This window comes from Wolbachia endosymbiont (group A) of Ophion costatus, assembly GCF_963969245.1.
Lineage (GTDB): Bacteria > Pseudomonadota > Alphaproteobacteria > Rickettsiales > Anaplasmataceae > Wolbachia > Wolbachia pipientis.
In genome coordinates this window covers 176,923-190,380 of sequence record NZ_OZ017714.1, presented here as the reverse complement: position 1 = coordinate 190,380, position 13,458 = coordinate 176,923, and the positions used below count along the sequence as shown (strand labels likewise).

12 protein-coding genes, 1 tRNA gene and 3 pseudogenes are annotated in these 13,458 nt (G+C 36.2%); 11 read left to right on the top strand and 5 right to left on the bottom strand.

All coding sequences use genetic code 11. From position 1 onward, the window contains the following. Positions 1-464: 464 nt before the first annotated feature. Positions 465-671 (top strand): hypothetical protein, encoded by a 207-nt coding sequence (locus tag AACH21_RS00995; protein ID WP_338482597.1) that lies wholly within the window; start codon positions 465-467, stop codon positions 669-671. A 12-nt stretch (positions 672-683) separates the two neighbouring features. Here AACH21_RS00995 and AACH21_RS00990 read toward each other — a convergent pair whose 3' ends face one another. Continuing rightward, on the bottom strand, positions 684-1,640 hold the full coding sequence (locus tag AACH21_RS00990; RefSeq protein ID WP_338482593.1) for an IS5 family transposase: 957 nt from the start codon (positions 1,638-1,640) through the stop codon (positions 684-686). Between the two features lie 34 nt (positions 1,641-1,674). On the opposite strand from AACH21_RS00990, the gene AACH21_RS00985 reads away from it, so the two are divergent. From AACH21_RS00985 to AACH21_RS00975, 3 genes are all read left to right on the top strand, one after another. Further along, a complete protein-coding gene (locus AACH21_RS00985; protein ID WP_338482596.1) occupies positions 1,675-1,824 on the top strand; it encodes a hypothetical protein in 150 nt (49 codons plus the stop codon). 131 nt (positions 1,825-1,955) lie between these two features. Then, on the top strand, positions 1,956-2,285 hold the full coding sequence (locus AACH21_RS00980; RefSeq protein ID WP_077188599.1) for an SWIM zinc finger domain-containing protein: 330 nt from the start codon (positions 1,956-1,958) through the stop codon (positions 2,283-2,285). Between the two features lie 336 nt (positions 2,286-2,621). After that, positions 2,622-3,602 carry an IS481 family transposase gene (locus AACH21_RS00975; protein WP_338482594.1) on the top strand — a complete coding sequence of 327 codons (981 nt, stop codon included), beginning with the start codon at positions 2,622-2,624 and terminating at the stop codon, positions 3,600-3,602. On the opposite strand, the pseudogene AACH21_RS00970 reads toward AACH21_RS00975, so the two are convergent. Continuing rightward, positions 3,570-3,785: pseudogene (locus AACH21_RS00970) on the bottom strand (transposase); the annotation flags it as partial. The gene AACH21_RS00975 and the pseudogene AACH21_RS00970 overlap by 33 nt on opposite strands. 643 nt (positions 3,786-4,428) lie before the next feature. On the opposite strand from AACH21_RS00970, the gene ruvA reads away from it, so the two are divergent. The 6 genes and pseudogenes from ruvA to AACH21_RS00940 all read left to right on the top strand — a co-directional run bounded on the left by ruvA (position 4,429) and on the right by AACH21_RS00940 (position 9,600). Next, positions 4,429-5,001, top strand: a complete 573-nt coding sequence (ruvA, locus tag AACH21_RS00965; RefSeq protein ID WP_077188598.1) for a Holliday junction branch migration protein RuvA — start codon at positions 4,429-4,431, stop codon at positions 4,999-5,001. After that, positions 4,998-5,972, top strand: a complete 975-nt coding sequence (ruvB, locus tag AACH21_RS00960) for a Holliday junction branch migration DNA helicase RuvB (RefSeq protein ID WP_077188597.1) — start codon at positions 4,998-5,000, stop codon at positions 5,970-5,972. Before ruvA ends, ruvB begins: the two co-directional genes overlap by 4 nt. 430 nt (positions 5,973-6,402) lie before the next feature. Beyond that, positions 6,403-7,359: an IS5 family transposase gene (locus tag AACH21_RS00955; protein WP_338482593.1), complete on the top strand. Its 957-nt coding sequence runs from the start codon at positions 6,403-6,405 to the stop codon at positions 7,357-7,359. Between the two features lie 179 nt (positions 7,360-7,538). Further along, a pseudogene (locus AACH21_RS00950) lies at positions 7,539-8,361 on the top strand (IS5 family transposase). A 37-nt stretch (positions 8,362-8,398) separates the two neighbouring features. Then, positions 8,399-8,709 (top strand): annotated as a pseudogene (locus AACH21_RS00945) (IS4 family transposase); the annotation flags it as partial. Positions 8,710-8,767: 58 nt separating this feature from the next. Next, positions 8,768-9,600, top strand: a protein-coding gene (locus tag AACH21_RS00940) for an IS5-like element ISWpi1 family transposase (protein ID WP_338482219.1) whose coding sequence is annotated in 2 segments (ribosomal slippage) — positions 8,768-9,137 and positions 9,137-9,600 — 834 coding nt in all. Because the reading frame shifts where the segments join, the coding sequence is not laid out codon by codon here. Positions 9,601-9,942: 342 nt separating this feature from the next. On the opposite strand, the gene AACH21_RS00935 is transcribed toward AACH21_RS00940, so the two are convergent. From AACH21_RS00935 to mnmE, 3 genes are all read right to left on the bottom strand, one after another. Beyond that, positions 9,943-10,959, bottom strand: coding sequence for an NAD(P)/FAD-dependent oxidoreductase (locus AACH21_RS00935; RefSeq protein ID WP_338482592.1), 1,017 nt, complete (start codon positions 10,957-10,959; stop codon positions 9,943-9,945). A gap of 168 nt (positions 10,960-11,127) precedes the next feature. After that, positions 11,128-11,215: transfer RNA gene (locus AACH21_RS00930), tRNA-Ser, on the bottom strand. Between the two features lie 47 nt (positions 11,216-11,262). Further along, positions 11,263-12,798, bottom strand: a complete 1,536-nt coding sequence (gene mnmE / locus AACH21_RS00925) for a tRNA uridine-5-carboxymethylaminomethyl(34) synthesis GTPase MnmE (protein ID WP_236514388.1) — start codon at positions 12,796-12,798, stop codon at positions 11,263-11,265. A gap of 131 nt (positions 12,799-12,929) precedes the next feature. On the opposite strand from mnmE, the gene nuoI reads away from it, so the two are divergent. Continuing rightward, positions 12,930-13,412, top strand: a complete 483-nt coding sequence (gene nuoI, locus AACH21_RS00920; protein ID WP_038199316.1) for an NADH-quinone oxidoreductase subunit NuoI — start codon at positions 12,930-12,932, stop codon at positions 13,410-13,412. The last annotated feature ends 46 nt before the right edge of the window (positions 13,413-13,458 follow it).

Genomic DNA, 13,458 nt, shown 5'->3' with positions numbered 1-13,458 from the left:
TGAAGCTATTGTATTTGCTTTCGCCAATCTGCAGATTAAAAGGTAAGGATTACTTAATGTATCGGCGTCTTATGTTCAATTTTTTGCAGTATATAGATACTGTATGTCTTTACAAAACTTCATCTACATCTAGGTTTTTATCTAAATAAGCTGAACGCGCTTATAAAGCGTTACAAGACATCAAAAAATGCCAATACTCGACAGAGATAGTAAAAGACTAGCTAACTCGGGGATTCTTTGTCTTTTTTTCTGCTTAGTAAATTTCTTAAACATTTGCAGCGTAAGTTAGTTGCAATTAAAAGCGGCTGAATCTCGCTTGTCAAGCGTTTAAAACATAAAAAACGCCAATATTTTAAAGCGGATAATAACCCCAGGGCTTCTTTTGCCTTTTTTTTCGTTTGGTAAATTTCTTAAATATTTACGGCTAATATGAAGCTAAGTACGAACTTTGTTAAACACAACAAATGGTGTCATTCCAGTCTGGAATCCAGGAAAAAGAATGGTGTCATCCCAGTGCCCAAACACTGGGATCCAGTTTTCTTTACAAATTCACCAAAAGTGTTTCATTCTATAACATAAAACCCATACTCACCAAATCTAATGCATTACTTGCAATTAAGTTTCCTGGATCCCAGTGGGCTTTGTTGCATCGCTCTTCGGATAGTAGGTAACGTACAATAAATTCATGAAGCTATCTCAAACTTAGCCATGCCTATTTCAGTAAATTTGTTAAGCAAATAACACTTGAGTAGCAGTTCCTTCTCACGATTAATTTCAGATTTGCTCCTAAAACTAAACCCAAATATTCGCTTCAACCTTGAGAAAAATCCTTCAATATACGATCTTTTTCCGTAATTTACTTCTTCTTTCCATCTTTTTATACCATTCTCACCATGTAATTTCATTAACTGAATAGCGGCATTTCTATCAAGCATATAATCCAATTTTGGATGCTCTGCTGCGTTGTTTTTCGGAGGAATTTTCGTTTTTATACCATATTGATTACACAGCTTATAGAGCTTTTCTCTGTCATATGCCCTATCTGCATATAGTACTTTTATGACATACTGAAAATCGACTTCTTTTAGCAAATCACAAGCTCCATAGTGATCAGAGTAGATACCGTTACTGTATTTTACAGCTATGGCTTTTTTGCTGTTTGTATTCAACATTACATGCAATTTTCTTGTCTGTTCATAGCTGCGATACTTTCTATCTTCGCTATTTTCTTTGCTATGACCAGGAGTGTTGTTGTATATACTAATTCCTGTACTGTCTATAGCAATTTCGATATCTTCCATATTATTTTTATCAATTCTGCAATCATTGATCTTAATATTGAGTTTCTTAAACCTTCTTGATGATTGTGAATAGCTGATAACTTGCAAATTTTTCCCAATTTGCTCAAGGTATCCTGCTATAAACCCAACTGTTTGCCTCAGGCCTATTCTAAATAAACAAGTTATTATGTGCACCAAAATTACAACTTTATCGCTATAAATATTGTTGCCACCTGGTATTTTTGGACCATTCTCGTACCACTTTTCTATGGCTTCGTTGATATAATGAAAAATATTTCCTCTTTTTTCTAGAAATTTGTTATATTCGCTATGGTTACTGACCCTCATTTTTTGTGGCATATTTTTTCTTTCAAGGTTAAATGGCTATTTTATAATGAATTTTGTCAGTAGCCACCAGATTTTTCAGTTGCTATGCAACAAAGCCATTCCAGTGTCAGCTACTTTCATGACACCATTTGCTGTGCAATTTACCTTCAAAAATGAATGTTCATACAGTTATGGAATGAATCGCGGTATGACGTAGGGAAACCTTTCTTGAGTTAGCTATAGCACTATAAAATTGTCCGCAGGGCCATATAAAAGTCGTGGTGAGTTAATAAATTTTTATGGAAGAAAGGATATATTAGAAAATTGAGGGTTTTAAAGGAGGTAAAAATGAGACTGTATTATAAAGATATCACAGGTCTTATCAAAGAACCCTACCGCTCCAGAGGAAGGGATTATTTTGACAAAAGAAAGGTACAGATTATATCTGTTAATGAATCTCAAGCTAAATCAAAGGTAGTTGGATCAAATGTATATCGAGTAACACTAAAGCACGATGGTCCTCTTTTGAGTGGAACATGTTCCTGTCCTGCATTTGTGTATTATGATCCATGTAAGCATATGGCTGCAACAGGTTTTGCTTTGGTTGCACTTGATAGAAAGGAGTATCGATCGTCTACGCGCCCAGATGAACAGACTCTCTTTGAAAGGTTTTACTAAGAAAAACAAAGCAAGAGCTAATTTCAATAATTACTCGTTCCAGTAAACATTATCCTGAGATTTTTGAAGAACTAGAGGATAAAGAATATGAGCAATTTATTCAAAGTGAACTTTCAAAATCCGAGAATTATGTATAAAACAACCGGAAAGATGGTGAGATCAGGTAATCTATGGCTAAGACGTCATACCGCCGCGGTATCTCTTAGCCGCTAACACGTAGCGGGATGACGAGATGCCACCACGAACCGTCATACCGCGCGATTCATCCGCGGTATCTCTTAGATGTATGGTCCCAGAGAGTGATGGTATACTATCATCATCATTTAAGGAGTCATTATGGGACAGATATTACATGGGTGCGCCAAAACAACACAGACGATTCGTAGAGCAATACAAAATAGAAAAGAGAGCATAGCAAAACTCTCCAAGCATTATAACCTTAATCCAAAAACTATTATTAAGTGGAGAAAACGTTCATTTACGAAAGATGCTGATATGGGTCCAAAGCATCCAAGATCAACTGTTTTAACGCTAGAAGAGGAAGCTATAATAGTTACATTTCGCAAGTATACACTACTGCCACTAGATGATTGCCTTTACGCTCTGCAGTCTACAATTCCGCATTTGACTCGCTCTAGCTTGCATCGTTGTTTACAAAGACACAACATTAGCAGATTACCAACTGTTGATGGAGAAGTTAAGTCAAAAAAGAAATTCAAACAATATCCTATCGGTTACTTTCATATTGATATTGCTGAAGTTAGAACTGAGGAGGGCAAATTACATTTGTTTGTTGCTATTGATAGGACATCCAAATTTACCTATGTTGAGTTGTGTAACAGTGCTACAAAACCCATAGCTGCTGAGTTCTTACGTAATTTGATTAGAATTTTACCGTATAAAATCCATACTATTTTGACAGATAACGGTATACAATTTACAAACCAGAAGCGTCATAAGTATGCTTTCCAACATATATTTGATAGAGTTTGCGAAGAGAATGTTATTGAACATCGTTTGACAAAAGTTAGCCATCCTTGGACGAATGGGCAAGTCGAGCGTATGAATAAAACTTTAAAGGATGCTACAGTTAAGAAGTATTACTATCAATCGCACCAGCAACTTAAAGAACACCTTTATAACTTTGTTATGGCTTATAATTATGCAAAGAGACTCAAAACTCTTAAGGGTCTTACTCCTTATGAATTTATATGTTATCAGTGGACACAGTCTCCAGAATTATTTATACTAAATCCACACCATCACACTCTGGGACCATACACATTGCCTGAACTGCTCATACACAGTCTTCCATAGCGGAAAATCATTTGGTAAATACCGCCATTGACACCCTGTACGCAATACATAGAAAATTGCTTCTAATATTTCTCTTTTGCTATACTTTGGCGGCCTTCCTCCTTTCTTGTATGATACTCTGAAGTGTTTTTCTATTCTTGCCCATTCCCTTTCGCTTAGATCTGTTGGATATTTTTTTCTCATCTTTACCCCGTACTAAAATTTCAGATATTATAGCCTTTTACTTGTTTCCGGACAACCTCTTAGCATAGATCCCGCTAACAAGCAGCGGGATGACGGTTGTCGTTTAGCTATAAACATTAAGAAATTTACCAAACGAAAAAAAAGGCAAAAAAAGCCCCATGATTGGCTAATTACTTACATTATACTTTCAAGTATGGCGTTTTTTTATTCTAAACACTTAATAACCGCGATTCAGCTACTTTTAAACCGCAACTAATCTAAATTATAAACGTTAAGAAATTTACTAAACAGAAAAAAAGGCAAAAGAAACCCTAGGGTAGCTAGTTATTCACTATCCATTTTTTAAGTTGGCGTTTTTTTATGTTTTAAACGCTTTATAAGCGCGTTTCAGCTTATGTAGGTAGAAATTTTATAAGACATAAGGTGCACATAGTGCAAAAAATTAAACATGATACGCCAGATACGTGAGTTTTTTTGTCATTTAATCTGTACAGAGAAGATAAATAAATAGCTTCAGTGTTTATGATAAGGGGGCTGGCGGAGTTTGTCAAGTGGTTTTTTAGCCACGTTTCCCTGTTATAATGTTCGTTTGCTTGACCTAAGATCCAGGAGTATTTAAACTGAACCCTATACAGTGCTAAAAATGATAGGAAATCTAAGCGGAATAGTTGATGAAGTGCGCAGTGATCACATAATCCTGAACGTGAATGATGTTGGCTATATAGTGCACCTTTCTGCCAAAACTTTAAATGCATGTTCCATCGGAAGTAGAGTTAAATTACTTATCGAAACCTATGCAAATAACAGAGAAAATGTCGCTCAGCTATATGGTTTTATAAGCGAAGAAGAACAGCAGTGCTTGAGGTTGCTTGTCAAAGTAAGCGGCGTTAGCTATAAAACTGCAATGTCAATTTTGGGCAAATTAACTCCAGAACAGCTATTTTTGGCAATTATGAATGAGGATAAAGTAACACTCAAGATGAGTGGACTTGGCCTGAAACTCATAAATCGAATCATCACTGAATTGAGTGGCAAAGTGAGTAAACTAGAAATAAATAACAATAATTTTCATCCAATCAATGAAGATGCCCTTTCAGCATTGATCAATCTTGGGTATGAAAAAATGAAAGCTTATGATACGATAAAAAAATACAGGCCAAATCTGGACACTAAGGATATTATTCGCATGGCGCTTAAGGAGCTCTCAACATTATGAAATCAATATCGTGCGGTAAAGAATATACTGAAGATGCGCGCAATATCAACATCAGACCTGAACAACTTGATGATTTTGTCGGACAAAAAGACTTAATACAAAATTTAAAAGTGTTTATAAACGCTGCACAGACGAGAACTGAAGCTTTAGATCACGTCTTATTGTACGGTCCTCCAGGGCTTGGCAAAACAACTTTAGCACAAATTGTTTCTAAAGAATTAAGAGTTAGCTTTCGCGCAACTTCTGGTCCTTTACTTAGTAAAGCTGGAGACTTGGCCGCAGTGCTTACCACTTTAAATGCAAAAGATGTCCTATTTATCGACGAAATCCATAGATTAAATCGCAGCATTGAAGAAGTTTTATATACTGCTATGGAAGATTTCTGCCTGGACATATTAGTAGGTGAAGGCCCATCTACTCGCACTTTAAGGATAGATCTACCACCATTTACGCTAATTGGAGCAACAACACGGCTTGGATTACTTTCTGCGCCACTCAGAGATCGTTTTGGCATTCCTTTGCATCTTGAGTTTTATTCCTTTGAGGAGCTGGTTAATATTATAAAAAGAGGCGCAAGAGTTCTTTCTGCTGAAATTGAAGAGGATGCAGCACGGGAAATTGCCTGCCGTGCGCGCGGCACTCCAAGAATTGCTTTGAGGTTACTCAGAAGAATAAGGGATTTTGTTGAAGTGAAAGATGATAAAAAAATCACTTATGAAGTCGCTGATTCTGTATTACTAAAATTGGGTGTAGATAAAATGGGACTCAATAAACTTGATATGAATTATCTAAGATTTTTATTCAACACCTCAGGACCTGTTGGAATTGACACTATATCTATTGCACTATCTGAGGATGTTGGCAATATTGAAGAAACAGTAGAACCTTATTTAATCAAAATTAGTTTTGTAAAGCGCACACCAAGAGGACGCGTTTTAACTGACCAAGCAAAGGAGTATTTGAGCCTTTAATATTAGAGAGCTTTTCTACCATAATTCAATTATATATTGATTGGCATAATATCATATACTGGCATTTTTGCGTATGAAGGCATATATGTTAAATAGCACTGAAACTGTAGTTCAAATTAAAACTTCTCCGTTTCGTACTCGCTAGTTATGCTATTCTAACTAATGAAGCTACGGTTTGTGGTAATAGGAAAAAACTGGATTCCAGCGTCACGCGCTACCCTATGGGTGCTGCTCGCGTATATTCTTTCTTTCACCATCTCAGTGTTTCTTTCTTATTATGCCAGTACCATTTTCTTGTCATTCAAGTAGCTCCCCTCTTGTCATTCCAGTGCTTGACACTGGAATGGCTTTGTTGCATAGCAACTGAAAAATCTGGTGGCTACTGACAAAATTCATTATAAAATAGCCATTTAACCTTGAAAGAAAAAATATGCCACAAAAAATGAGGGTCAGTAACCATAGCGAATATAACAAATTTCTAGAAAAAAGAGGAAATATTTTTCATTATATCAACGAAGCCATAGAAAAGTGGTACGAGAATGGTCCAAAAATACCAGGTGGCAACAATATTTATAGCGATAAAGTTGTAATTTTGGTGCACATAATAACTTGTTTATTTAGAATAGGCCTGAGGCAAACAGTTGGGTTTATAGCAGGATACCTTGAGCAAATTGGGAAAAATTTGCAAGTTATCAGCTATTCACAATCATCAAGAAGGTTTAAGAAACTCAATATTAAGATCAATGATTGCAGAATTGATAAAAATAATATGGAAGATATCGAAATTGCTATAGACAGTACAGGAATTAGTATATACAACAACACTCCTGGTCATAGCAAAGAAAATAGCGAAGATAGAAAGTATCGCAGCTATGAACAGACAAGAAAATTGCATGTAATGTTGAATACAAACAGCAAAAAAGCCATAGCTGTAAAATACAGTAACGGTATCTACTCTGATCACTATGGAGCTTGTGATTTGCTAAAAGAAGTCGATTTTCAGTATGTCATAAAAGTACTATATGCAGATAGGGCATATGACAGAGAAAAGCTCTATAAGCTGTGTAATCAATATGGTATAAAAACGAAAATTCCTCCGAAAAACAACGCAGCAGAGCATCCAAAATTGGATTATATGCTTGATAGAAATGCCGCTATTCAGTTAATGAAATTACATGGTGAGAATGGTATAAAAAGATGGAAAGAAGAAGTAAATTACGGAAAAAGATCGTATATTGAAGGATTTTTCTCAAGGTTGAAGCGAATATTTGGGTTTAGTTTTAGGAGCAAATCTGAAATTAATCGTGAGAAGGAACTGCTACTCAAGTGTTATTTGCTTAACAAATTTACTGAAATAGGCATGGCTAAGTTTGAGATAGCTTCATGAATTTATTGTACGTTACCTACTATCCGAAGAGCGATGCAACAAAGCCCACTGGAATCCAGCCTTGCCGTAATCTCATCAAGAACGTTGTGTTTTAACATAAAACGGCTACTTTTATACTTAGAGGTTGTCCACAAACCAAGGAATACGTAGTATATAAAGAAAGAATATTGAGGTAAGAGATGAGGAAAAAATATCCAACAGATTTAAGTAAAAGGGAATGGGCAAGAATAGAAAAACACTTCAGAGTATCGTACAAGAAAGGAGGAAGGCCACCAAAATACAGTAAGTGTGAGATAGTAAATGCAATTCTTTATATACTGCGCACAGGATGTCAATGGCGCTATTTACCACACGATTTTCCGCCGTGGAAGGCTGTGCATGAACAGTTTAGAAGATGGAAAAAGCAGGGAATTTTTGAGAAAATGAACTATGATATCACTAAATATAGTAGGTCAAAAATGGGAAGCCGAGCGCATGCATAGTGGACAGTCAATCGGTAAAAACCACGGAAAAAGGGGGGGCAAAGGTTATGATGGTGCGAAAAAGGTAAAGGGGAGAAAAAGACATATAATCACAGATACTCAAGGATTTGTGCTTGGTTGCTATGTAGGAGCTGCAAGCGAAAATGACAGAGATGGGGTGAAGATGGCATTGGACAATATGAAGGAAAAATACAGCAATATTAAGAAAATGTGGGCTGATATGGGATACCAAGGAAAAGATTTAAAGGATTACGTAAAGAGAGAATATGGGATAGATATTGAAATTGTCAAAAGGCCTCCATGTAGGTTTTGGGTGCATAAAGATACACCACTAGAACTATTGCCACAACGGGATCCTGGATTTTCAGTACAGCCGAGAAGGTGGGTGGTAGAGAGGACTTTTGCTTGGATCAATAGAAATAGAAGGCTATCAAAGGAGTACGATTTACTTACAACATCTACTGAAAGTTTCATATATCTGGCTATGAGTAAAGTTATGTTAAGTAGGGAATATGCTTGATTTACTGGTTTGTGGACAACCTCTAAGCTATGGGAACGCTGGCGCATTAGATTTTGATTTTATATTAGAAAATGAAAAGCTAAAAAATAAAATGAAAGGACAGAAAGTAAGAGTTATAGTGCTGACATTAGCCAACTGAGAAACAGAGTTTTTGACCGAGATTTTGGAGCAAAGCTTATGTGTTAAGGTGGCACATAGAGGAAACGACTCAAAGTAGGAGCAGAGTTAGAGAATTTTTCTGGAGAGGCTGTATTACAAGAATTTTGGGCAAACTTGGTCATGTGCAATATATTATCGCTTCATATATGTGATGCACAAGGGCCTTGGAACCCAGATCAAATTACTGAGAGGTTGTCCGGAAACAAGTAAAAGGCTATAATATCCGAAATTTTAGTACGGGGTAAAGATGAGAAAAAAGTATCCAACAGATCTAAGCGAAAGGGAATGGGCAAGAATAGAAAAACACTTCAGAGTATCATACAAGAAAGGAGGAAGGCCGCCAAAGTATAGCAAAAGAGAAATATTAGAAGCAATTTTCTATGTATTGCGTACAGGGTGTCAATGGCGGTATTTACCAAATGATTTTCCGCTATGGAAGACTGTGTATGAGCAGTTCAGGCAATGGAAGAAGCAGGGAATTTTTGAGAAAATGAATTATGAAATTACAAAATATAGTAGAAGAAAAATAGGAAGGAATGAGCAGCCGAGTGCCTGTATAGTAGATAGTCAATCTGTAAAGACTACAGAAAAGGGGGGATCAAAGGCTATGATGGAAGTAAAAAAGTAAAGGGTAGAAAAAGGCATATAATTACAGACACTCAGGGTTTTATACTAGGTTGTTACGTAGGCGCTGCTAACGAAAATGATAGAGATGGTATTAAAATAGCATTAAACAATATGAGAACAAAATATACTAAAGTTAAAAAAATGTGGGCTGACATGGGATACCAAGGAAGAAATTTAAAGAATCACACAAAGGAAGAATATGACATAGATATTGAAATTGTTACAAGGCCTCCATGTAGATTTTGGGTGCACAAAGATACGCCACCTGAGCTACTACCAACAAGAGAACAAGGGTTTAAAGTACAGCCAAGAAGATGGGTTGTAGAAAGGACTTTTGCTTGGGTTAATAGGAATAGAAGGCTATCGAAGGAGTATGATTTACTCACAACATCCACTGAGAATTTCATATACCTAGCTATGAGTAGGGTTATGTTAAAGAGGGAATATGCTTGAATTTACTAATTTCCGGACAACCTCTAACTTACGCTGCAAACGTTTAAGAAATTTACTAAGCAGAAAAAAAGACAAAGAATCCCCGAGTTAGCTAGTCTTTTACTATCTCTGTCGAGTATTGGCATTTTTTGATGTCTTGTAACGCTTTGTAACCGCGTTCAGCTTATTTAGATAAAAATCTAGATGTAGATGAAGTTTTGTAAAGACATACAGTATCTATATACTGCAAAAAATTGAACACAAGACGCCGATACATTAAGTAATCCTTACCTTTTAATCTGCAGATTGGCGAAAGCAAATACAATAGCTTCAGTTTCATGATAAGGGAGCTGGCGAGGTTTGTCAAGGAAGTTTTTCTTTCCCGTGAATTCCCTTTGAAGTTGAATATTGAAAATTGACTGGAGAATTGTGGATTACTTTGTATATGTTATGACAAGCCATTGCGCTCTCAGCAAAACCATTTAGTATGAATTTTAGTTTGCCTGAATAAATAGCTATATCTCCGATTGCATATATCCTATCTCTACTGGTTTTAAGTGTAGCTGGGTCGACAGTTATGCGGCCATGTTCTAACTGTATACCCCAATTGTTTATTGGACCAAGATTCATTGACAGTCCAAAAAATGGCAGCAAAAAATCAGCGGATATTTCTTTTTCTTCCTTAGAGGCAATGTTTTTTACTATCACTGCGCTCAACTGCCCATTACTTCCTGCTAGTTCGTGTAATTGATATGGCACTACCAGTTCTATTTTTCCATCAATTTCAAGTGATTCTAATTTATTTCTAGTTTCAGGAGTGCAGCGAAATTCCTTTCTCCTATGTATCACATAAATTTTCTTTGCAACTTTAGAAAGTTCTACAGTCCAATCAGCCGCAGAATCACCCCCCCCTGCAATGACTATAGTTTTATCCTGAAAATCAGAAATTTTATTTACACTGTAAAATACAGATTTATTTTCATATTCTAATATACCACTTAAGGGTGGACGGTTAGGTTCAAACATTCCATTACCTGCAGCAACAATAACAGCCTTACATTTTACCTCTGTACCTATGCTCGTTATGATAGTAAAGTTTTCACCTTCGTTATTTGAAATCTTTTCTACTTTTTGACTTAAATGGTAAATAGGCTTAAATGGCGAAGCTTGCTCCATTAGCTGCTCAATTAATTTTTGGGCAGTAATTACAGGATAACCAGGTATATCGTATATTGGCTTTTCTGGGTAAAGAGCTGTGCATTGTCCTCCTGCTTGATCCAAAACATCTATTATATGACATTTCATATCAAGCATTCCCGCTTGAAAAGCAGTGAATATTCCAACAGGTCCTGCACCTATTATTACTATATCGGGTTCCATATTCAGATGGTGATCTATTTATAGATATTAGCTTTCTTCGCTAACAAGGTCAATTTACAAAGGGATGTATTTTTAAAAGATGTGGCTAGATTAGATAAGATTTCCAGCGTTATGAACCACATAGTCCAAATAAGCTCTAAAAATCAGCTAGCATAGCGAGATGCTGTGCGGACGGAATGGGATTCGAACCCATGGTACGCTCATCACGTACGTCAGTTTTCAAGACTGGTGCCTTAAACCGCTCGGCCATCCGTCCATTTCTTTTCTATCACAACATTTGATTTTAAGCAATCTATAAAAGCTTTACTTGCCCACGCAAAAGTTGCTAAACACACTACTCAATATTTCCTCAACATTAATAATCCCAATCACTGCACCAAGTTCAAATGCAGCAAGCCTCAAATCTTCAGATATCAACTCAATTGGATTATCGATATTAAAACGTTGTAAATGTTCCAGTGCTTTCTTCATGTGATTCCTATGTCTTTGCCGAGTGATTACAGGAGTGTCTCTATCATGCCCAAATTTTTCCTCTGCCTTCTCTTTTATGAGAGAGATCAATTTGTTTGTACCTATTTCCTTTAGAATAGAAATGGGTAAAAGATCTATGCCATTAATTTTTATATTGTGATTATTGATAACATCGTCAGCTTTGCTCAATACATAAATGGTGTCATTTTGGTCTGATGTCATGCAAGTAGCTGACACTGGTTTCCAGCTTATCTCATCATGAACATTGTTTTCAGCACATGTTTCTAGAATCCATTGTCTATTGCATAATTTGCAAGTATTTTTATATCTGGATCCCAGTGTCAAGCACTGGGATGACACCGTTTGTTGATTACAATATTTGCATAGTTGTGTGTCAACGACAGATGGTATATTGCCTGTGGCTTGATAATTGACATCGTGTCGTTGTTCAAAAGGAAATAGCTCTATTCTTAAATCAGCTTCAAAAGACCTCTTTTTCGCTCGACTTATACCTTCTAATTCTATTGGATCTGAACTTTCACGAATTCCAGCAGTATCAGAGAGAATGATTGGGTATCCGCCAATGTCAATATGAGCTTCAAGTATATCTCTTGTTGTGCCTGCATATTCAGAAACAATAGCAATATCACGCTTGGCTAAGAAATTAAACAGAGTTGATTTACCGACATTTGGTTCACCAGTTATTACAATATGTAAACCCTCACGCAACCTTTCGCCCCGTCTATTATCATTTAAATGCTCTTGTATCAACTGCACGAGAGATTGCACTTCATTATTAATTTTTTCCAATTCACTTTTTTCTGCCCAAATGTCCTCTGGAAAGTCTATATATGCTTCGATTTTGGATTGTATCGTTATTAATCTTTGCCTCCAATTGCTGTATAGTCTCTCCAATTCTCCTGATATCTGCTTAATCGCTTGTTTAGCTTGCATTTTCGTCTCAGCATCAATTAAGTCTGCAATCCCTTCTATTTGCGTTAAGTCAAATTTACCATTTAGAAAAGCCCTAAGTGAGAATTCTCCAGGCTTGGCCATAACGAAAACTTTTGATAATTCCTCCAAGATGATTTTTATAACTGCCTTGCTTCCATGCACTTGTAACTCTATAACGTCCTCGCCAGTGAAACTGTTTGGAGCAGGGAAATAGATGATTATTCCATTATCTATCAATTGACTGGAATCATCATATAGATCAACTAAAGTAGCAAATCTTGGTTTAATTTCTTTCTTAATATGAAAATGATTTAAAGCTTTAAGCGCGTAGTTGCCTGAAATTCTGATTACTGCAACTCCTGACTTACCAAATACGGTCGATAAAGCGAAAATAGTTTCATTTGTGTTTGTCATTATTTATATAAACTACTTAGCAATATTACACTTAAGAAACCAAAATACCTAAAAAGTCACCCAGGTGAAAATATTTATTTTGAAAACTGATAATATGATTTATAATGACTGACACAAGTTTTAAATATTTTATGCTCAAGAAATTAGCTTGGTACTGGTCTTTTGTAGAGTTAATTAAAGGGTTTGTTATTACATTAAAATATATGTTTAAGCCAAAGGTTACTTTGAGGTATCCTATGGAGAAGGGCCCTTTAAGTCCAAGGTTTCGTGGTGAGCATGCGTTGCGTAGGTATCCAAACGGTGAAGAACGATGCATAGCTTGTAAATTATGTGAAGTTATCTGCCCTGCTCAAGCAATAGTTATTGAAGCAGAGGAAAGAGAAGACGGTAGTCGCCGCACCACGCGCTATGATATTGATATGACAAAATGCATATACTGCGGACTTTGCCAAGAGGCATGTCCAGTTGATGCAATTGTTGAAGGTCCTAACTTTGAATTTGCTACTGAAACAAGAGAGGAGCTAATGTACAATAAAGAAAAGTTATTGCGTAATGGTGAAGTTTGGGAAGACGCAATTGCACTCAGGTTAAAAAAGAATAGGCCTTATTATTAATGTTCAGAGCTTATAACCCTGTTATCCATTATGATTTAGGGGCAGT